Below are 20,456 nucleotides of genomic sequence, written 5' to 3' on the forward strand. Positions count from 1 at the left end.
ATGGCCAGGTGCGCCGACCCGAACACGAGCATGAACACCAGCCCGTAACTGATGACATTCCAACGCAATTCGCGGTCCTGGTTCGCCTCCACAATCAGCAACGCGGCGACGGTGATCACTGCGGCGAAGCACAGCAGCAGCAGCTCGGCGTTGCGACGGGTGGGCAGCGGAGGTGTGACCGCGACTGGCGGCTGGAGTTGTGTCGTCATGCCACCGTCCGGCAATCAATGCCCGGTTGCAGTGGAGGCGCTGGAAGCGCGGTGACCGTCTGGGAAGTGGTCGTGGGGCCCGCCGGCGACGGGGTCGCGGGGCCGGCTGTGGCGCTGGTGGGGCCGCTAGGGCCGGGGGAAGCGGTGGTCGGTGCGGTAGTGGGGGTTGGCGATGCAGCGACACTTGATTCGGGGGTGCCGCTCCCGGTGGGCGGGGAGCCCGGCGGCGACGTGGCGCGTGGCGACGGACAAGTAGGAAGCAGGTATTCCGCCAGCAACTGTCGTAACTGGGATTCGGCCTGGTCCAGGCTGCCGCCCGGGAGCCCGGTCTGAACCTGAACCTGGCCCGGCCGGCGAAGGTCACGCAGCGTCATCAGCTGGCAGTTCGGATGACCGGCTTCGTTGTAACCGATCAGGGACAGCTCATTGCGGGCGCTCAGGCACGCCACCAGGTACGGCTGCTGCAGGGGCACGCCCAACAGGGATCCCTGAATGCCGCGGACGACCGATACCTTTCCGTCGTATTCGGCGACGTAGTAATTGCGCTGGATGACCCACCATCCGATGGCCATGCCGGACAGAACGAACAACACCGCCAGTGTCGCGATGAAGAACATCCGCCGCCTGGGCCACCGCGGCCGGCTGGGCGTTTCAGGTTGCGGCGCAACACGTTTGGCGGCCTCTTCGCGGGGCCTGATCGCGGAGGCGCGGCCCGCGGAGGTGTTCGGCAACGTCATCTGGTCGTCGTCGCCGGAAACCGCGCCCGCCAGAATCGGCTGGGTTTGGCCGTAGTCGTAGTCGACGACGTCGGCGACCACCACCGTCACGTTGTCCGGGCCGCCGCCGCGCAACGCCAATTCGATGAGGCGGTAGGCGGCTTCGGCCACGTCGGGGATCTGCAGCGCCTCGAGGATGGTCTCGTCGCTCACCGGATCGCTGAGCCCGTCGGAGCACAGCAGGTATCGATCACCGGCCCGGGCCTCGCGCATGGTCAGGGTCGGCTCGACCTCGTGACCGGTCAGCGCGCGCATGATCAGAGACCGCTGCGGGTGGCTGTGTGCCTCTTCGCGGGTGATCCGGCCTTCGTCGACCAACGTCTGGACGAACGTGTCGTCCTTGGTGATCTGGGTGAGTTCACCATCGCGCAACAGATACCCACGCGAGTCACCGATGTGTACCAAGCCAATCCGGTCGCCCGCGAACAGGATTGCGGTGAGCGTGGTGCCCATCCCCTCGAGCTCGGGCTCGGCCTCCACTTGCGCGGCGATCGCCGCGTTGCCGGACCGCACCGCGGCGTCGAGTTTGGCGAGCAGGTCGCCGCCGGGTTCGTCGTCGTCGAGATGGGCCAGCGCGGCGATCACCAACTGGGAGGCCACTTCACCGGCGGCGTGGCCGCCCATGCCGTCAGCCAGCGCGAGCAGCCGCGCACCCGCGTACACCGAGTCTTCGTTATTGGCGCGCACCAGGCCGCGGTCGCTGCGCGCGGCATATCGCAGAACCAGCGTCACGGGCGCAACTCGATCGCCGTTTTGCCGATCCGAATCGGCGTTCCTATTGGAACTCGTACCGCAGTGGTCACCTTTGCCCTGTCAAGGTAAGTGCCGTTGGTCGATCCTAGATCCTCGACATACCATTCCGAACCGCGCTGAGACAGTCTGGCGTGCCGCGTCGAGGCGTAGTCGTCGGTGAGCACCAGGGTCGAGTCGTCGGCCCTTCCGATCAACACCGGCTGCCCGCTGAGTGTGATGCGCGCACCCGCCAACGCCCCTTCGGTCACCACCAGGTAGCGCGCGGCGGTGCGGCGTTGCCGCGAAGGCAGCAGGGTGCTGCGCAACGCCAAGCCCCGGCGCACCATGACGGCGCCGGTGGGTGCGTAGATATCGGTCCGCAAGATCCGCAACACGGACCAGATGAATACCCACAACAACATTAAAAATCCGGCACGCGTCAGCTGCAGTACGAGTCCCTGCATCTGGCGTCCTTTCCGTACTGCGTCGTCCCCCTGGCGCCCGTGACCCCGAGCACATCGGCAACGTCACGATACTTGGACGGCGGTCGACGCGGGGCGAAGCACGGCAGCGTTGAGCCCAGCGGGTTTAGTGGATCCGGACGATGATCTCCGAGTGGCCCAGACGGATCACGTCGCCGTCCGCCAACTGCCACTCCTGCACCGGCGCGTTGTTCACCGTGGTGCCGTTGGTCGAGTTCAGGTCCGAAAGGAGCGCCACCTGCCCGTCCCAGCGGATCTCGAGGTGCCGCCGGGACACCCCCGTGTCGGGCAACCGGAACTGCGCGTCTTGTCCGCGGCCCACGATGTTGGAGCCCTCACGCAGCTGATAGGTCCGGCCGCTGCCGTCGTCGAGCTGGAGGGTGACCGTCGTCCCGGCCGCGCCGTAACCGCCGCCGTAGCCGCCGTAGCCCCCGGCCGGCTGCCCGTAGTCGGCGGGCTGGCCGTACTCACTCGGCTGGGCGTAGTCGGCCTGCTGGCCATAGTCGTAGTCACGTTGGGCGGGCTCGGCGTATCCGCCTTGAGCCGGGTATCCCCCGCCGGGGACGTTCTCGGCGTACTGCGTGTAATCGCCGGGGCCGTAGTCTTGCCGGCCGTATCCGCCGCCCTGCTGATAGCCCTGCTCGTAGCCGCCGCCCTGCTCGTAGCCGCCGCCCTGCTCGTATCCGGCACCCTGCTCGGGATAGGCGGGCCGCTGTTCGGGCGGAGCGTAACCACCCTCTTCGGGGCGGGCCGGTGGGCGACCGTATTCGCCGTACCCGCCGTAGCCCTGCTGGCCGCCCCCGGGCGGGCCGCCGGCGGGCGGGCCGTACCCGCCGCCCTGGCGGTACCCCTGGTCGTAGCCTTGACCGCCGTACCCACCGGGCGCAGGAGGACGCTGTTCGTACTGCGGGGGGTAACCGCCCTGCTCGGGGTAGCCGCCCTGGCCGCCCTGGTAGCCGCGCTGTTCGGGGTAGCCGCCCTGGCCGCCTTGGTAGCCGCGCTGATCGGGGTAGCCACCGCCCGGGGCTTGGTAGCCACCTTGCTCGGGGTAACCGCCCTGCTGCTCGGGGTAGCCGCCCTGCTCGGGTTGGCGGGGTGGCGGGTAGCCCTGCTGCGGCGGATAGCCGCCCTGCTCGGGCGGATACCCACCGCGTGGATCAGGTCCCCCCTGCGGTTCCGCGCCACCCTCTTGCGGACGCCCGTAGCGGTCGTCGTAATACTCATCGCCGGGCCGTCCCGGCCCCTGAGCCCCGCGGTAGCTCGAATCGTCAGTCATTGGTGCTACTCCTCGTTCTGCGCCGAACGCACTATTTGATTGTGGCCGGACGGGATCGTCGACCGTCGGGCGGGGCTGCACATCGGGGTTGACAGCACCACGGGCGCGGTACTGGCCGGTTCGCAGGTTCGACGACTGCTCGAACCGGACGACCACCTCACCATACGTTTGCCACCCCTGTTCATGGATGTAGTCGGCCAAGTACCTAGCGAAAGCGCCCGACGTGAGATCTGGGTCGGCGCCCACCTTCTCGAAGTCGTGCCTACCGAGGGTAATGATGTATTCGTTGGGGGCCAAAAGGCGATTGCCCTGCAGGGTCTGGACCCCGTCGCGGGCTTCGCGGCGCAGCAGGGTCTCGACCTCCTGCGGAACGATCGAGCCGCCGAACACCCGGGCGAACGCGTTGTCGACGGTCGCCTCGAGTTTGCGCTCGATCCGCGCCGCCAGCCCCCGTTGGCTACTCATGCGCCGGCGTTGGCCCGCACTTGCCACGGCCTGTCGCCGGTGCGCGGCAAACGATTCACGCCGTCAGCTCCCACTAGAGCATCGTATCGGGACAGCACGATGCGGCGGCACCGTCGAAACTCTGAGAACTGCGTCGGCCCTGTTCAGACGCGTTGTTCCCCAGCGCCCCATGGCGTCTGGGCCCGACCAGGCGGGTTGGGGAATGCGGCTATTAAAGTGGTATGGTCCATCGGTTGTTTTTCCGGGCGAGTGGCGGAATGGCAGACGCGCTGGCTTCAGGTGCCAGTGTCCTTCGGGACGTGGGGGTTCAAGTCCCCCTTCGCCCACATTTGAGCGGTTCTACGAACTGCGGTGCTAAAAGGTCACGAGCTCGAAAGAGGTCGTGACCCTTTGCGTTAGTGCGGATCAGCGGTCTCTCATGCCCGCCGCAGGCGGAGTGCTTTCGGTAGGTCGTGGGCTCAGGGCGCTCGGCCAGCGTCGGGGTGCTCGTCGCCGTCCTCATCCCAGTACGCCCACTCCGGGAGCGGTGTATTCGGCATCGTGCCGTGGGCGGAAGCCACGTAGCCCGGTTGCGTGCCGCCCACCTTCCAACGGGGATCCAATCGGTTCGCCCGCGAGCGCCGGACCGCGCGAACGACCAGAGCGACGGCGCCCCCAACGATGAAGGCGATCAACAAAACCTTGAGGGCCAGCAACAGCACCGCCATAGCCTCGGCTCCTCGGGATCGGGTGAATTGACGTCTGCAATCGCATTAGTAGCGTAATTGCCAGCTCCTGAAGGGTGGCAATGATCGTGCGGCGCGTGACGCTGCGCAGCTACGGGTGATGCGATGCAGCTGCGGTATATAAGCATTGCGGCGCTTATCGCCGAGGCCGGCGGTGATCCGTGGGCGATCAACAAGAGCTTGCAGTCCGGGAGCCCAGGGCAGATCTCGTCGCTGGCGGAGGTCTTCCACCGGGCCGGCCGATGTACCTCTGAGGCGCAGCACGCCTTCGAGCAGGCCCGCAAGCGCTTCAGCGCTGCATGGGACCGCCGGGATGGCGGTCATCCGATCAACGACTCCGCCGAAGTGCAGCGAGTGACCCAGTCGCTCGGCACGCAGTCCCTGCAGTTGCCCAAGATCGGCGTAGACCTGGAAAACATCGCCGCATCCTTGGCTGAGGCGCAGAAGTCCGCAGCGGCAGAGGTCGCGACACTCGAGGCGCAGTTGCAAACGCTCGACGGCTTAATCGGCCAGGCCGTCGAAATGGAGCAGAGCGGCCACCTCAGCACAGAGGATAAGCACACCCTCGATGCTCTTATTCGCAATTGCGAGAGGGATGCCATCGATGACACCAAAGCCGCACTCGCACAGCTGCATTCGATACGCAATGGCTACTCCGATGGCTTACGCAATGCGCTGGGCAACTTGCGAACCGACGGATACGATCCCGCTCCCCTCCGCGATGTCGACGCCGACGGTTCGCCGAAGCCCACCGAACTCCAGCTACAAGCGCTGGCCGATCTCCGTCGGATCACCGACCAAGCGGTGGTCGATCAAATCGGTAAGGTACGTGCCGCGCAGGAAGCCTTGAACAAGGCGATGGCTGACCTCTATACCCATGGCCCTGGGTCACCGGAAGGGGAGGCCGCGAGCGGGAGGCTGCCCAAGCTGAAGGCCGACCTGGCTCACGCGCTCGACGACTTGGGCAAGATCCCCGACTACAAGGACGTCGACCCCGCGTCGATAACGATCACTCCCGACGGCCGTTTTATGTTCACCCACACGGTGGATGGGCAGCCGGTGCAGGTCTATGGACAGCTCAAGAACGGCGCGGGCGAATTCTTTGATCAGGCCATGAGCACGTCCTATACCTTCAGCGGCGGCAAGTTGACCGGCATGCGCACGCTGGATCCCGGGAAGGTAGAAGCCACCCCCGAGCCGCTGTGGAGCGCCATCACCTTGGCCGTCGGCGGGCCTGAACTCAAGGCCGGCGGGGAGGTGGCCTGGCAAGGCCTGAAAACACTTTTCAGTCGCGAAGCGCTGCAAGGCCTTTCCGCCGACAACGTCCTCCCCCGGGCACTGAGCGCGGCCGAGATGCGCGCGGCAATGGCCGAAGCGGACCTTCCCCCGCATGGCTCGCCACTACCGGATGTCAGCGGACAACCCGTGCCGGGCGTCGCCCATCCAGGACCACCACCCGTGGTTGAGCACGCGCCGCATCCGGCTGGTGGTGACATTCCGCCCGAGCATGCTCCCGCGGGCCCGCATGTACCTGTGGCACCAGACAGCGCCCCGACGCCGACGGCACCACTCGAGCCGCCGCCGCCGCTGCCTTCCGACCACGAGTTGTTCCACGGGTACCACCCGATCGACCCAGGCCCGGAATTCAGGAACCCAGACGGGAGCCTGTTCTATCCCGATGACACGCTGCCGACCAAGCCCTACGCGGTGCCGGGCACCGTGATTCCCGACGCGCCTCTCAAACCCGGGGCGGTGCTCGGCCGTTTTGGTAGCCCGTTTGGTTCCTACTTGGCCCCTGAAGGAACACCATTTGCTGAACTGTCGCTCCCGCCCGAAAGCGCTCTCAAACCCTATTATCAATACGTAGTTAAGGACCCGACTGCCCTACCACCCGGCTACCACGTTGAACAATCCCAAGTGGCGCCTTGGTTCCATCAGCCGGGCGGCGGAATCCAATACCGAGTGATTGGACCAGATGGAAACGACGCCCCAGTACAAGCCCTAGAGGACTCCGGATTCTTAGGAGACATGCGCAACCAATGACCGACTTTTCGCGAATTTCTGCAAGCTGGATTGAGTGGTCTAGCCTCGCACGCCTGCCCGACGCGGCGGTATCGACGAAATGCGATGATTGCGAAATCGCTTTCACTTCTACGGATTTCTCGGTGCACCTTCGCCACGAGGCTGACTGGTGGATCGTTGATACGGTTAATGACCGCGGACAACGTCGCAATGACACAGCCAAGCTATCTTCACTCGAACTCGCTGAAAAGTACCTGCTCTGGATTTGGTCCTCGCTTGCCCGCGGGGCCGTCGGTGCACCCCCTTTGGGGCCGGAGCTCTATTCTTCTGGTTTCAGTCCGGACGTGGAAGTAACCCCTATAACTGAGGGCATCGCAGAACTGCGATCACCAAGTGGAAAAGCAATTTTGATGGAGCCGTACGCGACCATTTTCAGCCACCTTATGTCCAAGTCAGTAGGCGAACTCGGGCGCATGGTTGCGGCAGGACTTGCGTGAGCTGTCTTGGAATCTGGCCCAGCATGGCCCCTTGAAGGACGTAACCAATCAAGCAACGTATGCCAAGGGTGCGGCTGGACTTAATTTTGCTACGACGACTGCAACCACCGCTGAATATCCGGCGTCACGGCATCGGTGATGTCGTCGTACTCGGGATGCTTTTTGAGCACCGTGCCGATCATCGAGCACACGGGGACGATGCGCTTGCCTTCGCCCCGAGCCTCGTTGAGCGCCTCCTCGACGAGGATGGTCGCCAGGCCGCGTCCGCCATACGCCGGGTCTATTTCGGTGTGGTAGAAGACGCGCTGGTCACCGCGGTCGGCGAAGTCGGCGAGGCCGACCTGCTTGCCTTCTACGGCAATGGTGTACCGGCCCTCCTCGAGGCTGACGGTCGCTTCTGCTCCGGTCTTATCGGCGGTCATAGTTGCTTTCCTTTCCTTGCGGTACGGGTCGGGGACGCAGCCGAGCGGTCGGCAGCGGCGGGGCGGGCAGTCGGGTGAGCGAACCCCGGTAGCCATGGACGGTCCCGAAGCGTTCGTCGCCGTCCTCCCACTGTTCGCGGTATCCCACGATGTCGTCGTGGCTTCGCCCGACGAAGTTCCACCACATCACCAATTCTTCGGTGAACGGTGTTCCGCCGAGCAGCAGCACCCGGGCGGGCTGATCCCCCGCGTTGCTCAGCCGCAGCGACGAAGCGCCGGGACTCAGGTAGGCGAGCTCGGCAACCGACAGGGCGGTCTCTTCCACACGGACGGCGCCCAGATCGCAGAGCACACCGTGCTCGAATGCCGGGTCGACATCGACGTCCAGGTGAGCGCCGGCATCGAGATCGATCTGGGCGCCCAGCAGGGGTGTGAAGGTGCGCACGGGCGACCGGCTACCGGCCAGCCCGCCGAGGAACACCCGCGCCGTCGCGCCGGCAAGCGACACCGGCTCGGGCACGTAGTGAGCGAAGTCGCGGCCGGTGTCGCGATCGGAATCGGGAAGCGCCACCCAGAGCTGGACACCGTGCAAGGCGGCCGGCGACATCACCGACACCTCGGAATGACAAATTCCGGCACCCGCGGTCATGAGGTTCAGCTCGCCCGGCCGCACAGCGGCATGCACTCCGGCGCTGTCGTTGTGCTCCACTTCACCACTGAACAACCAACTGACCGTTTGTAGTCCGGTGTGCGGATGGGGTGGAACGTCCATGCGCGCCGACGTCGGGCCGTAATGGTCGATGAAACACCACGCACCGATCAGCGAACGGTGCCGTTGCGGAAGCGTGCGTTGCACCCGCATGGCCCGCGGGCCGCCCAGCGGAACTTCCCTGGGCGCCAGCACCTCGGTGCCCCCGCCTGGTGCGGTAGCGCAGGCGAGTTCGGCGGGTGTCGGCTCAAGGTTGCTCATGGTCCAATCGACCGTACCCAGCACTCGCTACTTGCGCGGCGGTCGGAGCACCTTCATCGCCAGCCGCATGACGGGTTCGGGCACCCGATCCTGCATGGAAAGCGCGGTGTCGGCGACGCGGGAGCGCAGCGGAGTGCCGCGACCGAAAACCCGGTTCAGCGGACCGCCGGACGGCTCGAGCACCACATGCAGTGGCGGCGTGCCGACAGCGGCACCCAGCGCGTTGGCGATTACCATCCGCTGAATCTCGCTCGTGCCCTCAAAAATGGTGTACAGCTTGGCATCCCGATACCACTTCTCCACCGGGTGGTCGGTGATATAGCCCCAGCCGCCCATGGTCTGAATGGCGCGTTCCGTGGCCTTGACAGCCACCTCGCTGGCGGCCATCTTCGACATCGAGCCCTCCCCGCGCTCGAAGGGAATGTTGTTGGCCGCCATCCACGACGCACGCCAGGTCAAGAGCCGCGCCGCGTCGATCTGGGTGGCCAGCTCCGCGAGCGGGAAGGCGATGCCTTGGTTGTCGATGATCGGTCCGCCGAAGGCCTCGCGCTCGGTGGCGTACGCCGTCGCGTACTCCAGCGCGGCGCGCGCGATTCCGATTGCCTGGGCGGCAACCATCGGCCGGGTCTGCTCGAACGTGCCCAATGTCGCGGAGCCCGACCGCTTTGCGCCCGCGACCACTTCGCGCGCTTTGGCGAGCTTGTGCTCTAATTTGTCCTGTCCCCCAAGCAGATTGGCGCCCGGTACGCGGACGCCTTCGAACAGCAACTCCGCGGTGTGTGACGCACGGCAGCCCAGCTTGTCCAGCTTGCGCACGAGCTTGAGCCCCGGCGTGCCACCGGGCACCACAAACAGCGCCTGACCGCGATGACCCAGCTCCTCGTCGACCACCGCGTTGACCACGTGCACGTTGGCGATCCCGCCGTTGCCGATCCACATCTTGTGGCCGTCGATGATCCAGTCGTCACCGTCCCGGCGCGCGTGAGTGCGCAGATTCCGTACGTCGCTGCCTCCCTCGGGTTCCGAGATCGCCAGCGCGGCGAGCTTGAGATCGCCTGGGGTGCCGAAGCATTCGGGCGCCCATTCCAACATCTGCTCCGGCGATGCCGCCTGTCCGATCGCCGACAGGGCCAACGCCGGCATCACGATCGCCAACCCGATCCCGGCGCAGCCCCAAAACAGCTCCTCCATGAACATCGGCAAGGAGAGCCCGGTCGGATCGCCGATCAGGTCGCGGTAGAACAGGGGGCTATAGAAGCCGCGCTGGGCCGCCTCCTCCAGGACCGGCCACGGAAACTCCTGCCGTTGGTCGTAGTGGAGCGCCACGGGGCGGATCACTTCTTCGGCGAACTCGTGGGTCCGCCGGGCCAGGTCGTGCTGCGCCGCCGTCGGGGTCAGGTCGAACGTCATGGATCGCGCCTTCGGGTCGACAGACTCGTTTGTGCCGAAGCTCTACCCCGTTGGCTGAGTCGACAAACGGCCTTACCCGGGATGGACCGTCAGGCCGCGGAACGCGGGCCCACTTGCGCGAGGGGCAGGTGCAACACCACCGCGGCCACCGGAACGGCCTCATGTTCGTGGTTGGCGAGCAGGGCCGCATTCTCCGGCAGCTGGCGGGAGTTGATTTCGCCGGACGCGATGCGCCGGAGGACATCGTGGGCCTGGGCCAGCTGCTCGCGCTTGCGGTACTGGCCGCCGGGAAGTTTGACGCCGGCCCACACGCCGTACTCCTCGCGGTGCGCGATGGCATGTTGGGCGCACCGACGCTGCTGCGCCAACGGGCAGCGCCGCAGGCACTGGATGCGCGCCTCGACGGCCGACCGCTCGTATGCACGGGCCTTGGCCGCGCCGTCGCCACCGTCGTCGTCGGGGTAGCCGAACCACAGTTCCGGGTTGCTAGCGCAGGGGTGTCCCATGTCGGTCTCCTTGTCGAGCTTGAAACGTAGGCAAAAGCGTATACAGACATGAGCGCCTAGCGCAAGAGAAACGTGACAAAAACGTATATACAGAGCGATACGCGACTGCGTGTGTACTATCCGGCCTATGGCCGGAGCCTGCGGTGAGCCGTGAATCGGCAGGCGCGGCGATCCGTGCTTTGCGAGAGTCGCGCGACTGGTCGCTAGCCGACCTCGCCGCCGCGACCGGTGTCAGCATCATGGGGTTGAGCTTTCTGGAGCGCGGCGCCCGTAAGCCGCACAAAAGCACAGTTCAGAAGGTTGAAAATGGTTTAGGCCTTCCGCCGGGGACCTATTCCCGGCTGTTGGTGGCGGCCGATCCGGACGCCGAACTGGCCCGGCTGATGGCCGCGCAACCGCCCGCCGCCGTCCCCGCCAGGCGCACCGGGCCGGTGGTTGTGGACCGGCACAGCGACACAGAAGTGCTGGAAGGCTATGCCGAAGCCCAACTGGAAGCCCTCAAATCCGTCATCGATCGCTTGCCTGCGACAACATCAAACGAATATGAGACGTATATTCTGTCTGTGATCGCTCAGTGCGTGAAGGCAGAGATGCTGGCCGCCGGCTCCTGGCGGGTCGCCGTGAATGCGGGCGCGGACTCGACGGACCGGCTGATGACGCACCTCCAAGCCCTCGAGGCGACGCGCACGGCCCTGCTGAAACGAATGCCGACCAGCTTGAGCGCCCGCTTCGACGGGGCATGCGCACGGTCATCCCTGCCCGAGACGGTCATCGCCGCATTGGTCGGTGTCGACGTCGAGGAAATCTGGGACATCCGCAACCGAGGGGTGATCCCGCCGGGGGCACTCCCCCGCGTGCGTGCCTTCACCGACGCCGTGGAGTCGGGAGGCCAGCTGGGCGAGGGGGCGACGTGACCCAGAGCGAGATCGAGGTGCTGAGCCGTGCTCATGACATGTTCGCCGGCGGTGGCCGCCCGTCGCCGGTGGACGCGGGCACCGGGCATTACCACAACCTGCTGCAGAGGGCGGCCGGGCTGAACGACGTTGTGGCGCGCGGCCGATATCGGCTCGCGGTCGACCACAGCCGGCAACGGCTCGCGGCCGCCGCCGCCACGGACGCCGCAGCGGCGGGCGTCATCGCCCGAGCCCACCGCGATCGGGCCGAGGCTCACGATCTGACGAGGGGCGTCCTTGACGCAGCCCGCGCCGACGCCGGGGAGGTTCCGGCGACACCCATGGCGCAACGCGAGGCGATGCGTCGTCGGGCGGCGCGACTGCGGGCCCAACGCGCGCATGTCCTCTCGGCCCGCTTCAGGGCGCGCCGGCGCCTCGCCGAACTGCGGGCACTGCGGTACCAACTCCTGCGACACCGCCCCGCCGGATTGAACGGGCGTGCCGCCCTCGCGGTGCGCGCCGCATTGTCGCGCCTGGGCCGGCCTTACGTGTGGGGCGCGACGGGCCCCGACCAGTTCGATTGTTCGGGGCTCGTCCAGTGGAGCTACGCACAAGCGGGAATTCACTTGGACCGCACCACTTATCAGCAGATCAACGACGGGATCCCGGTGTCCCGTTCGCAAGTCCGGCCGGGTGACCTCGTCTTCCCGCACGCCGGCCACGTCCAGCTGGCCATCGGCAACAATCTGGTAGTCGAGGCGCCCTACTCGGGCGCCTCGGTGCGGATCAGCCCGCTAGGCCCCAACGTTGCGATTCGCCGACCACTATGACAAACAAGGTGAGCCGATGACGGAACAAGCAGGACCTTCAGTGGCCGCCATGCAGGCGCGGCAGGCGGCTCTGGCCGGCCAGCATGGCACGACGGCCGACGCCGACCGCGTGCTGGCAGAGGTGCTCACCAGCGCGCATGCCGCAATGCGAGAGGGCGCCAGGCGTCTGGATGCCATCGCCGAGCAGATCGACCACGCCACCGTGCACCAAGCGAACCTCGCGCTCGATACGCCCATGGGCGCCCGCGAGTTTCAAAGGTTCCTACTGGTCAAACATCGCGAGATCACTGCGGTCGTCGAGGGGGCGCGCGAACTGAGCCGAGCGAAAAAGGCTGTGCTGGAAAGCCTCCGGGACCGGTACGCCGCGGGCAACGCCTAGCATTGGCGGCGATTTCGGTGTCATCCACAACGGCCCCGCATAGTGAATTGTTGGCGGGGAAAGGCATGGGTACTGTCGCCGGGCATGGAGGGGTCGCAACGCATTCCGCGAGGACTTGCGTAGCTGATGTCGGCGCACGAGGAGTTGCTTGCGGCGGTGCAATATGTCCGAAACCGTACCGGTGACCCGAACGCGTGGCTGGCGGGTCTGTCCAAAGGTGAGCTGGCCGCGGTGATCACCCCGACGACGCGTCCGGAACAGCTGCGGGCGATCGCGGGCAAGATCCGCGAACAAGATACGGCTGCACCGGACCGGGAGGCGGGTGAGGCGGCGGAAGCCATCGCGCACGCCGAAGTTGCTCTGTCACACCAGAATTCGGCGAGCTCTCAGCTGGACATGCAGGTCATCACGGCGATCTTGAACGCCCACCTCAACGCCGTCGAAGGCAGCCAAGCGCTGACCAAGCTGCAGCAAGACACCGAAGCCGCGGTGCGTACGCGATCGGACCTGGACACTCCGGCCGGAGCGCGCGACTTCCAGCGGTTCCTTATCGGCAAGCTCAGAGACATTCGTGCGGTGGTCCTCAACGCCAGCCTCGACGACACATCGAAGTCGGCGCTGATGGCCGCTTGGACATCGCTATACGACGCCTCCAAGGGCCAACCGAGCGGTCCCGACGAACGGCCGTCGGCCCAGACGGTCGGCGCCGACGCCGCTACGACCGAGGACCCCGGGTGGGACCCGCTGCTGGATTCGTTGTTCGCCGACGATCCGGGCGCCGCGGCGGACGAGCTGTCGGCAGGCGCTGCGCCGGACGTAGCGACCGCTCCGGCGCCGCCCATGGCTCCGGTGCTGCCGCCGATGCCGAACTTCGGCTCGGGACTGCCGAGCTTCGGCGCGACGCCGGCCGGGCTACCACTTCCCAACCTGCAGGGCGACAACGCCACGGAGCCGGAGTTGCAGGGCCTCGACGACGAGGGCGTGCCGGATTCCGAGGACCATGCGGATCCCAAGAACGACGGTTCGTCAGATCAGCCAGGCGACACCAACCAGGACGCTGCGACGGTCGAGGACGAATCCCCACCGGCGGGCCCCACCACGGTGACTTTGCCCGATGGTGAAACGGTGACGGCGGCCAGCCCTCAGCTGGCCGCGGCAATCAAAGCCGCGATTGGCGGAGCTGCGATACCAGATGCCTTCCAACAGCAGGGAATAACGATCCCACCGCCGGGCACCGCGGTCACCCACCCGATCGACCCCGCGCACGTCACTCCGGCCGATATCGGAATGTTCATCGACCGGCACGCGCTCGCCCTCGGCCCCGGAAAAGCCCTTCTCGATGGCCAAATTCAAGACATCGCCACCGTGAGCGGCCCGAGCTTTCTAGGCTGGGAACATCCGCCGGGCGCGGCCGCGACCGCGCCGGCGAAGCCCGACACACCGACACCCACGCGGCCGGCGACCTCGTCGACCACCTGACAATAGTGACCTCGCCGGTCTGGCCGGCGCCGTGAACAGGAGACAGCGGATGGCAGATTCGATCCATGTGGTCCCCGCGCACTTGCGTCAAGCCGCTGCGCGGCACCAGGAAACCTCCGACTACTTGCGCACAGTCCCGTCGTCGCACGAGGCGATCCAGGAAAGCCTGGATTCGCTGGGACCGATCTTCGGTGAACTTCGCGACGCCGGCCGGGAACTGCTTGAGCTCAGACGACAGTGCTACGAGCAGCAAGCGGCGGACCACGCCGACCTGGCGGACAAGTTAGCGGCCTCGGCGATGATGTGGGAACAGCACGAGCAGGATGCGGCGCGCAGCCTCGGCGGCATCGCTGACCGCGGTCGATGACGGACGCGAATCCCGCTTTTGACACCGTTCACCCGAGTGGGCACATCCTCGTCCGCTCCTGCCGCGGCGGGTACATGCACAGCGTTGCGCTGAGCGAGGAGGCGATGGAGACCGACGCCGAGACGCTGGCACGAGGCATTTTGCTGACCGCCGACGTCTCGTGCCTGAAGGCATTGCTCGAGATTCGCGACGAGATCGTGGCGGCCGGACACACCCCCTCGGCCGAGGTACCGACCCCGCGAGACCTCGATGCGGCGATCGAGAAGCTACTGGCGCACAAACTGCGCCGTCGCCACAGCGCGATCTAGACGGTCTACAACAGCCAGGTTTTGGCCGCCTCGGGGTCTGGAGCGATGTCGGTGGGCGGCTCTACGGGGTTGGGGCCGAACAACTCTCGTGCGCGGGCGAGTAAGGCCCGCACCTCATCGAGTTGCTGCTGCAGGGCAGATTCAGCCATATCTGCACGGTACCCAGGCCGTCAAAGCTGCACAATTCACTGACCGAATAAGCCATCCCTCGGATGCCGGTACGCTGAGCCGGTGGCGATCTTCGGTCGGATGACGGCGCGTCAGCGCCTCCGGAGAGCTACCCGGGAATCACTGGCGATGCCGGCCTTCAGCTCTCCCATCGATTGCACCCCGTGGGTGATCGGTGGGCTTTGGCCTGCCGAGTTGTCAACGATCACCGCCGAAAATGCCCCGCTTGCAGACTATCTGAAGACGGACCTGCAACGGATTGCCGACAGCGCCAACGAGCAGTTGAAAATGATCAAGCGGGCGGGTTTGGCCGATCTCGCGCGTCAGGCGCAGGAGGCCCGGGTCATCGACGAGGCGCGTGCCCGCGCCGCGCGCCGAGTCGAATCGACGATTCGTCAGCTGCAGGCGGCGAAGTCCGGGGTGATCGCCGGACATCCCCGCCCGCAGGCCAGCGAACCGCAGTCATCGGACATGGACCAGACCCAGGTCATCCCTGCCGTCCCGAACCCGCGGCCTTCCGAAGCGCCCACCAGGGACGTGCGCCGGCCGCGCTGGCGGGTCGCCGACAAACCGGCCCCTTCGGTGCCGCAAGGCGTGGACGAGGCCGAGGCACCTGTTGATGACACCGTCAGCGAAGAGAACGCCCTCGCGCCGGATATGGAGGAGACGCAAGTCATCCCCGCTCTCACGGAGCTGGAGCCGACGGTCGACGCGCCGGTCGATAATGCCGAGCCCGATTGGGAGGAGGCCGCCAACGGTCGCCACCACTTGGAGCTGGAGGAGCCGGCAACCCACCAGGATCAGCCCGAATGGGGATCCCAGATCGAAGCCGAGGAGGCTGCTGCCCCGCTGTCCTCGATGGAGGAGACGCAGGTCATCCCCGCCATCGCCGAGGCCGAAGCCGTGGTTGACGTGCCGGATCGCCAACACGTCACCGAGGACGAGACCCCGCCGTCCTCGATGGAGGAGACGCAGGTCATCCCCGCCATCACCGAGGCCGCACCCGCGGTTGACGAACCCGTCGCGAACGGTCGCCACCACGCCGTGCCCGAACAGCAGGCACCGGCCCAGGACGAGGCGCTACCGCCAGCACCCGTCGAGGAGCCGGTCGCCTCGATGGAGGCGACGCAGATCATCCCCGTGATCACCGAGCCCGAGCCCGTGGTCGACCAACCGGCCGAACCTTCCGAGCCCGCCGTCCAGCCTCACAGGGAAAAGGCCACCACCGCAACGAGTTTCGACATCGACCGGCTGAATCGGCTGCTCGAATTCGTGGTCCGCCAAGAGTCGCGGCTCAACTGGGCGGTCGGCGATCTTTTGGATGGCACGACCGTCCTGGTCACCGACCTCGCGCACGGCTGGATACCGGCAGGTATCAACCTGCCGGCCGGCGTGCGGTTGTTGGAGCCCGAGCGACGTACCGGCAGGGTGTCCGACTTGATCGGCGACGCGGCCCGCGTCGTGACCTACGCTCCTGGTGATTCGCTGCGCCGCTCGCCCGATTTCGCCGCCACGAAATCGTCGCTGGAACCGCGCGAGCTGCCGGCCATCGAGGATCTGGCCAGGGTGCTGAGCGAAACCACGCGCCGCTTCGACGGACTCCCCCGCATCGTGCAGAGGCTGGCGGACGCGGCCGCCGCGGACGCGGTTGTCATCGACCAAGAGGTCGACGTGCTGCGCGTGCACCTCGATACGGCGCGCTACCAGCTTTTGGTCCAGTCCCCGACCGTGAACCCGGCCCTCCTGCTCAAGTGTCTGTTGATGGCCGCCACCGAAGGCATCGCGAGCGGAGACACGGTATCGGCCAACTATCACCTCGCCTGGTACCAGAAACTCGCCACTCAGCCGCCGGGCCCGTAGCCGCCACGGGTGCGCCGGTCACCCGCGAGTTTGAATTGACGCTGGTTGGAGGGGGCGACGATACTGTGATCGTGTCGGATTCGGGCGGTCGCGCGAATCTCAGCGACAAGGACCTCGTCGAATCAGTTCTCCGCGAACTCAGCGAGGCGGCCGACAAATGGGAAGCCTTGGTGGCAGAGGCCGAGGCCGTCACCTACAGCGTCGACCTCGGTGACATTTATGCCGTGGCGAATGCCGACGGCCGATTGCTCAAGCTGACTCTGCACCCCGGCGTGATGACCGGATACGCGCACGGCGAGCTCGCCGACAGGCTGAACCTCGCGATCTCAGCGCTGCGCGAAGAGGCCGAAGCCGAGAACCGGGCAACTTACGGCGGGCCGCTGCATTAACCCCGCGCTCATCGACCGGCGCTTGGGTCGGATGGGCGCCGGCTCTCTTCGCGCGTGCGCGCTCATCGGCCGGCGCCGGGAGGGCCCGCGAAAGCTTGTGCAATCTCCAGCCAGCGCTGCGCGTCGGGCCCATCGGCGGTGATGTCGAGGGCGCTGAGCGGACGCCGCTGAGTGACCAGAAAGCAGAAGTCTTCGGCGGAACCGGTGACCCGTTGCGAGGCGTCCGGCGATCCCCAGCTCCAGGTGTCGCCGCCGGGTCCGCGCAGCTCGACCAGGAACGGCTCGGCCGGAGCGGGGAGATTGTTGACGGCGAAGGCGTAGTCGCGCGTGCGCACCCCCAAGTGGGCGATGGAGCGCAGCCGGTCGGTGGCCGCCCGTTTGATACCCAGCGCGTCGGCGACGTCCAACCCATGCGCCCAGGTCTCCATCAACCGCGCGGTGGCCATCGACGCCGCACTCATCGGTGGCCCGAACCAGGGGAGCTTGCGTCCGGCAGGAACCATCAGCAGCTCTTCGTGCAGACGCGCACGGGTCGAGCGCCAGTCGGCGAGCAGCTCGGCCGGCGCCAGAGCTGCCAATTCTTCGGCACCCGCGTCGACGAAGCCTGTCGGGTCGGCGGCGGCGGCCTTGAGCTCGTCGGCGAACCCGGCCTCGTCGGTGACCGCGGTCAGCGCGACGCGGTCGGTCCACAACAGGTGCGCGATCTGATGCGCGATGGTCCAACCCGGCGCGGGCGTCGCTTCGGCCCAGCGTTCGGCTGGCAGCGGCGCGACCAGGGCGTCAAGCTCGTCGCTTTCGGCACGTAGGTCGGCCACAATCTGTTCCGGACCCGCCATCATTGCCTCCGATCGTCGCTCGCCCCTGCCGGGTAGCGATTATTCGCCTGTTCGCCGCGCCGGCCCAAAACGCCGTGCATCGCCAGGCCGGCCAGGTAGAGCCCGGAAGCGACCAGCACGAATACTGGCGCATGCCCATCCGCGGGAATCAACGCCGCCGCCGCCGTGATCGCGGCGATGAAAGCCACCCAGAACAGCGCGTCTTGGACGGCGAACACGTGCCCGCGAAGGGCGTCGTCGACGTCCATCTGCATTGCCGAGTCGGCACACAGCTTGACCATCTGGCCGGTCACACCGAGGAAGAAGCCGCACCCCACCATGATCGGTAGCAGCAAGCCCGCGCCGGCGACCTCGATGATCGCCGAGGCCGCGAGCGCGCCGTTGACCGTGGCGTAGCGGCCCCAGCGACGAACCGCCGGCGGGGTCAGCACGTTGGCCAGAAAAGCGCCCAATCCGGTGGCACCGAAAAACACCAGCGCGGTACCCAGTCCCCCGACCGCGGGGTCGGTCAGGTGGTGCACCAGCAGCAAGACCAGCAGCGAGTTGATGCCGATCACCATTCGGTGCGCGGCCAGGCCCGACAGCGTGGCGGCGACCGTCGGTCGCTGTGCGACCGTACGCGCACCGTGCAGCCAGCCGGTGACCACGGCGTAGAGGACCGGTCCGTGGATCGCCCGCTTGGTGTCGTCCGGGCCCAGCACGCGGGACCCGAACCGTAGCGACAGAAACAAGGCGATCGACACGGGGACCGCGGTGAGGAAGATGATCGCCGAGGCGCCCTTGTCGCCCGCACCGACCAGGAACCGCGGAACCAGCATGAAGTTGGCACCGATGAAGGCGGCGACGGCCCCGGACGCGTTGGCCAAGGCGTTCATGGTCACGACCTGTTCGCGGGGCACGACGTGCGGCAGCGACGCCGACAGCCCGGACGCGACGAACCGGGCCAAGCCGTTGGCTAAGAGCGCGCCCAACAACAGCGGCAGGTCGCCGGCTTTCACGGCGAGGATCGTGCCGATGGCGGCGATCAGGATGAGGCGGCCGACGTTGGCGCCGACGAGCACCAGCCGCCGGTCCCAACGGTCCATCAGCGCGCCGGCGAACGGCCCCAGCAGCGAGTACGGCAGGAAGAGCACGGTAAACGCCCGTGCGATGGCCATCGGATCGGCGGCACGGTCCGGATTGAACAGCAACGCTCCGGCCAGACCGGCCTGGAACAGGCCGTCACCGAATTGACTCGCCATGCGCACCTGCAGCAGCCGCCAGAAGTCTGGCAAACCCCGTACCGACCGCCAGATTTCGACGGGTGCGCTTGAGTGCATCCGGGATTGGATCACGAAACCGACTTCCAAAGTTGGGGCTAGCAAGCTCGTCACCGTCCGAGCCGACGTACCAACAGTACAAATCTTCGCGCCCCGCGCTCGATTCCCCCGGGCGGCAGGCGCCGGATGCGATGATGGTTGGGTGCCGCCGCCCGAGGACCCAGAGGACTATGTCGCGCCGGCCGCGCAGCGGGTGCGCGCGGGGACGTTGCTGCTTGCCAACACCGATCTGTTCGAGCCGACTTTTCGGCGCAGCGTGATCTACATCGTCGAACACAACGACGGAGGCACGCTGGGGGTCGTGCTCAACCGCGCCAGCGAGACCGCGGTGTACAACGTGCTGCCGCAGTGGACCAAATTGGCGGCCAAGCCGAAGACGATGTTCATCGGCGGTCCGGTGAAGCGGGACGCGGCGCTATGCCTGGCGGCGTTGCGGGTTGGCGCGGATCCGCAAGGGGTGGCCGGGCTGCGGCATGTGGATGGCCGGGTGGTGATGGTCGATCTCGACGCCGACCCCGACACGATCGCTCCCATGGTGGAGGGCGTCCGGATTTTCGCGGGCTACTCCGGTTGGACCATTGGGCAGCTGGAAGGTGAAATCGAACGCGACGACTGGATCGTCTTGTCCGCGTTGCCATCTGACGTTTTGGCGGGGGCGAGGTCCGACCTGTGGGCGCAGGTGCTGCGCCGCCAGCCGTTGCCCTTGTCGTTGCTTGCCACCCACCCGATAGACCTGAGCCGCAACTAGCGCCCCTCCCCCGCCCGCGGGGGTCCAGCGGGCTTCAGTGGCAAGACTGCGTGCAGCCGGCGCAGGTTCCCCCGCAGCCGGGCGCCGCCGCCTCTCGCTGCAACGCGAAGCGCGCACTCTGCCATGACCCGGCGCCCACCGTTCCGAAGGCGCCCGCGACACAGACGATCAACACCACGAGTGCGGTGTGTGGGGAGGCTGCCAGCGCCACCACACCGCCCGCGGCCAGCATGATCGCCGCCGCCAGTTGCGCCGGGGCCATGGACCGCAGCGCGAGCGAGGTCGGGTCGACGTTCTGGGTGCGCGCCAACGACCAAGTTCCGAACCCGGCGGAGGCCACCGCCGCACACATGCACAGCACTCCCGCAATAAGCATGGCCTCACAATA

Annotated in this window: 23 protein-coding genes, 1 tRNA gene and 1 pseudogene; 12 read left to right on the forward strand and 13 right to left on the reverse strand. The window is 66.9% G+C overall.

The features are described from left to right. The 4 genes and pseudogenes from A5697_RS22355 to A5697_RS22370 form a co-directional block, all read right to left on the reverse strand. Positions 1–209: pseudogene (locus A5697_RS22355) on the reverse strand (cell division protein FtsW); the annotation flags it as partial. Further along, positions 206–1,717, reverse strand: coding sequence for a PP2C family serine/threonine-protein phosphatase (locus A5697_RS22360; protein WP_068012075.1), 1,512 nt, complete (start codon positions 1,715–1,717; stop codon positions 206–208). The pseudogene A5697_RS22355 and the gene A5697_RS22360, both read right to left, overlap by 4 nt. Then, a complete protein-coding gene (locus tag A5697_RS22365) occupies positions 1,714–2,181 on the reverse strand; it encodes an FHA domain-containing protein (protein ID WP_067944720.1) in 468 nt (155 codons plus the stop codon). The genes A5697_RS22360 and A5697_RS22365 overlap by 4 nt, the downstream gene beginning before the upstream one ends. 124 nt (positions 2,182–2,305) lie before the next feature. Beyond that, positions 2,306–3,940 carry a DUF3662 and FHA domain-containing protein gene (locus tag A5697_RS22370; protein ID WP_067944719.1) on the reverse strand — a complete coding sequence of 545 codons (1,635 nt, stop codon included), beginning with the start codon at positions 3,938–3,940 and terminating at the stop codon, positions 2,306–2,308. Between the two features lie 243 nt (positions 3,941–4,183). Between A5697_RS22370 and A5697_RS22375 the strand changes: the two genes are divergently transcribed. Next, positions 4,184–4,266: transfer RNA gene (locus A5697_RS22375), tRNA-Leu, on the forward strand. A gap of 132 nt (positions 4,267–4,398) precedes the next feature. Here A5697_RS22375 and A5697_RS22380 read toward each other — a convergent pair. Then, a complete protein-coding gene (locus A5697_RS22380) occupies positions 4,399–4,647 on the reverse strand; it encodes a hypothetical protein (RefSeq protein ID WP_067944718.1) in 249 nt (82 codons plus the stop codon). A gap of 123 nt (positions 4,648–4,770) precedes the next feature. On the opposite strand from A5697_RS22380, the gene A5697_RS22385 reads away from it, so the two are divergent. Both A5697_RS22385 and A5697_RS27885 read left to right on the forward strand, forming a co-directional pair. Further along, the gene (locus A5697_RS22385) at positions 4,771–6,708 is read left to right on the forward strand and encodes a TNT domain-containing protein (RefSeq protein ID WP_068012076.1); all 1,938 of its coding nucleotides are present in this window, start codon (positions 4,771–4,773) and stop codon (positions 6,706–6,708) included. Then, complete coding sequence (locus A5697_RS27885) at positions 6,705–7,184, forward strand: hypothetical protein (RefSeq protein WP_156673410.1); 480 nt, start codon at positions 6,705–6,707, stop codon at positions 7,182–7,184. Before A5697_RS22385 ends, A5697_RS27885 begins: the two co-directional genes overlap by 4 nt. Positions 7,185–7,273: 89 nt before the next feature. Here the strand turns inward: A5697_RS27885 and A5697_RS22390 are convergent, their stop codons facing one another. The 4 genes from A5697_RS22390 to A5697_RS22405 all read right to left on the reverse strand — a co-directional run bounded on the left by A5697_RS22390 (position 7,274) and on the right by A5697_RS22405 (position 10,492). Further along, positions 7,274–7,606 carry a GNAT family N-acetyltransferase gene (locus A5697_RS22390; protein ID WP_067943065.1) on the reverse strand — a complete coding sequence of 111 codons (333 nt, stop codon included), beginning with the start codon at positions 7,604–7,606 and terminating at the stop codon, positions 7,274–7,276. After that, positions 7,593–8,576 carry a pirin family protein gene (locus A5697_RS22395; protein ID WP_067943087.1) on the reverse strand — a complete coding sequence of 328 codons (984 nt, stop codon included), beginning with the start codon at positions 8,574–8,576 and terminating at the stop codon, positions 7,593–7,595. The genes A5697_RS22390 and A5697_RS22395 overlap by 14 nt, the downstream gene beginning before the upstream one ends. 27 nt (positions 8,577–8,603) lie before the next feature. Next, complete coding sequence (locus A5697_RS22400; RefSeq protein ID WP_067943068.1) at positions 8,604–9,986, reverse strand: acyl-CoA dehydrogenase family protein; 1,383 nt, start codon at positions 9,984–9,986, stop codon at positions 8,604–8,606. Positions 9,987–10,075: 89 nt separating this feature from the next. Further along, the gene (locus A5697_RS22405; protein WP_067943070.1) at positions 10,076–10,492 is read right to left on the reverse strand and encodes a WhiB family transcriptional regulator; all 417 of its coding nucleotides are present in this window, start codon (positions 10,490–10,492) and stop codon (positions 10,076–10,078) included. A 143-nt stretch (positions 10,493–10,635) separates the two neighbouring features. Between A5697_RS22405 and A5697_RS22410 the strand changes: the two genes are divergently transcribed. From A5697_RS22410 to A5697_RS22435, 6 genes are all read left to right on the forward strand, one after another. After that, positions 10,636–11,406, forward strand: a complete 771-nt coding sequence (locus A5697_RS22410) for a helix-turn-helix domain-containing protein (protein WP_068012077.1) — start codon at positions 10,636–10,638, stop codon at positions 11,404–11,406. Beyond that, positions 11,403–12,215 carry a C40 family peptidase gene (locus A5697_RS22415; RefSeq protein ID WP_067943075.1) on the forward strand — a complete coding sequence of 271 codons (813 nt, stop codon included), beginning with the start codon at positions 11,403–11,405 and terminating at the stop codon, positions 12,213–12,215. Before A5697_RS22410 ends, A5697_RS22415 begins: the two co-directional genes overlap by 4 nt. Positions 12,216–12,231: 16 nt before the next feature. After that, positions 12,232–12,594: a DUF4226 domain-containing protein gene (locus tag A5697_RS22420; RefSeq protein WP_068012078.1), complete on the forward strand. Its 363-nt coding sequence runs from the start codon at positions 12,232–12,234 to the stop codon at positions 12,592–12,594. Between the two features lie 126 nt (positions 12,595–12,720). After that, on the forward strand, positions 12,721–14,073 hold the full coding sequence (locus tag A5697_RS22425) for a DUF4226 domain-containing protein (RefSeq protein WP_068012079.1): 1,353 nt from the start codon (positions 12,721–12,723) through the stop codon (positions 14,071–14,073). A 49-nt stretch (positions 14,074–14,122) separates the two neighbouring features. Further along, the gene (locus tag A5697_RS22430; protein ID WP_067943081.1) at positions 14,123–14,440 is read left to right on the forward strand and encodes an ESX-1 secretion-associated protein; all 318 of its coding nucleotides are present in this window, start codon (positions 14,123–14,125) and stop codon (positions 14,438–14,440) included. After that, on the forward strand, positions 14,437–14,748 hold the full coding sequence (locus A5697_RS22435; protein ID WP_067737733.1) for a DUF2694 family protein: 312 nt from the start codon (positions 14,437–14,439) through the stop codon (positions 14,746–14,748). The genes A5697_RS22430 and A5697_RS22435 overlap by 4 nt, the downstream gene beginning before the upstream one ends. A 5-nt stretch (positions 14,749–14,753) precedes the next feature. Here the strand turns inward: A5697_RS22435 and A5697_RS28185 are convergent, their stop codons facing one another. Then, the gene (locus A5697_RS28185; RefSeq protein WP_167374087.1) at positions 14,754–14,897 is read right to left on the reverse strand and encodes a hypothetical protein; all 144 of its coding nucleotides are present in this window, start codon (positions 14,895–14,897) and stop codon (positions 14,754–14,756) included. An 82-nt stretch (positions 14,898–14,979) separates the two neighbouring features. On the opposite strand from A5697_RS28185, the gene A5697_RS22440 reads away from it, so the two are divergent. After that, positions 14,980–16,776, forward strand: a complete 1,797-nt coding sequence (locus A5697_RS22440) for a DUF5631 domain-containing protein (RefSeq protein WP_068012080.1) — start codon at positions 14,980–14,982, stop codon at positions 16,774–16,776. Between the two features lie 68 nt (positions 16,777–16,844). After that, positions 16,845–17,165 (forward strand): DUF2710 family protein, encoded by a 321-nt coding sequence (locus A5697_RS22445; RefSeq protein WP_369806148.1) that lies wholly within the window; start codon positions 16,845–16,847, stop codon positions 17,163–17,165. A 62-nt stretch (positions 17,166–17,227) separates the two neighbouring features. Here the strand turns inward: A5697_RS22445 and A5697_RS22450 are convergent, their stop codons facing one another. Next, complete coding sequence (locus A5697_RS22450) at positions 17,228–18,001, reverse strand: TIGR03084 family metal-binding protein (protein ID WP_068012127.1); 774 nt, start codon at positions 17,999–18,001, stop codon at positions 17,228–17,230. Beyond that, entirely contained in the window at positions 18,001–19,320 is a 1,320-nt protein-coding gene (locus A5697_RS22455) for an MFS transporter (RefSeq protein ID WP_068012128.1), read from the reverse strand. The genes A5697_RS22450 and A5697_RS22455 overlap by 1 nt, the downstream gene beginning before the upstream one ends. A 142-nt stretch (positions 19,321–19,462) precedes the next feature. Between A5697_RS22455 and A5697_RS22460 the strand changes: the two genes are divergently transcribed. Further along, positions 19,463–20,068: a YqgE/AlgH family protein gene (locus tag A5697_RS22460; protein WP_067950007.1), complete on the forward strand. Its 606-nt coding sequence runs from the start codon at positions 19,463–19,465 to the stop codon at positions 20,066–20,068. Between the two features lie 34 nt (positions 20,069–20,102). Here A5697_RS22460 and A5697_RS22465 read toward each other — a convergent pair whose 3' ends face one another. Next, positions 20,103–20,444: a hypothetical protein gene (locus tag A5697_RS22465; RefSeq protein WP_067950009.1), complete on the reverse strand. Its 342-nt coding sequence runs from the start codon at positions 20,442–20,444 to the stop codon at positions 20,103–20,105. Positions 20,445–20,456: the final 12 nt, after the last annotated feature.

The sequence above is a fragment of the Mycobacterium sp. E3251 genome (assembly GCF_001666835.1).
In the GTDB taxonomy this organism is placed as follows: Bacteria; Actinomycetota; Actinomycetes; order Mycobacteriales; family Mycobacteriaceae; genus Mycobacterium.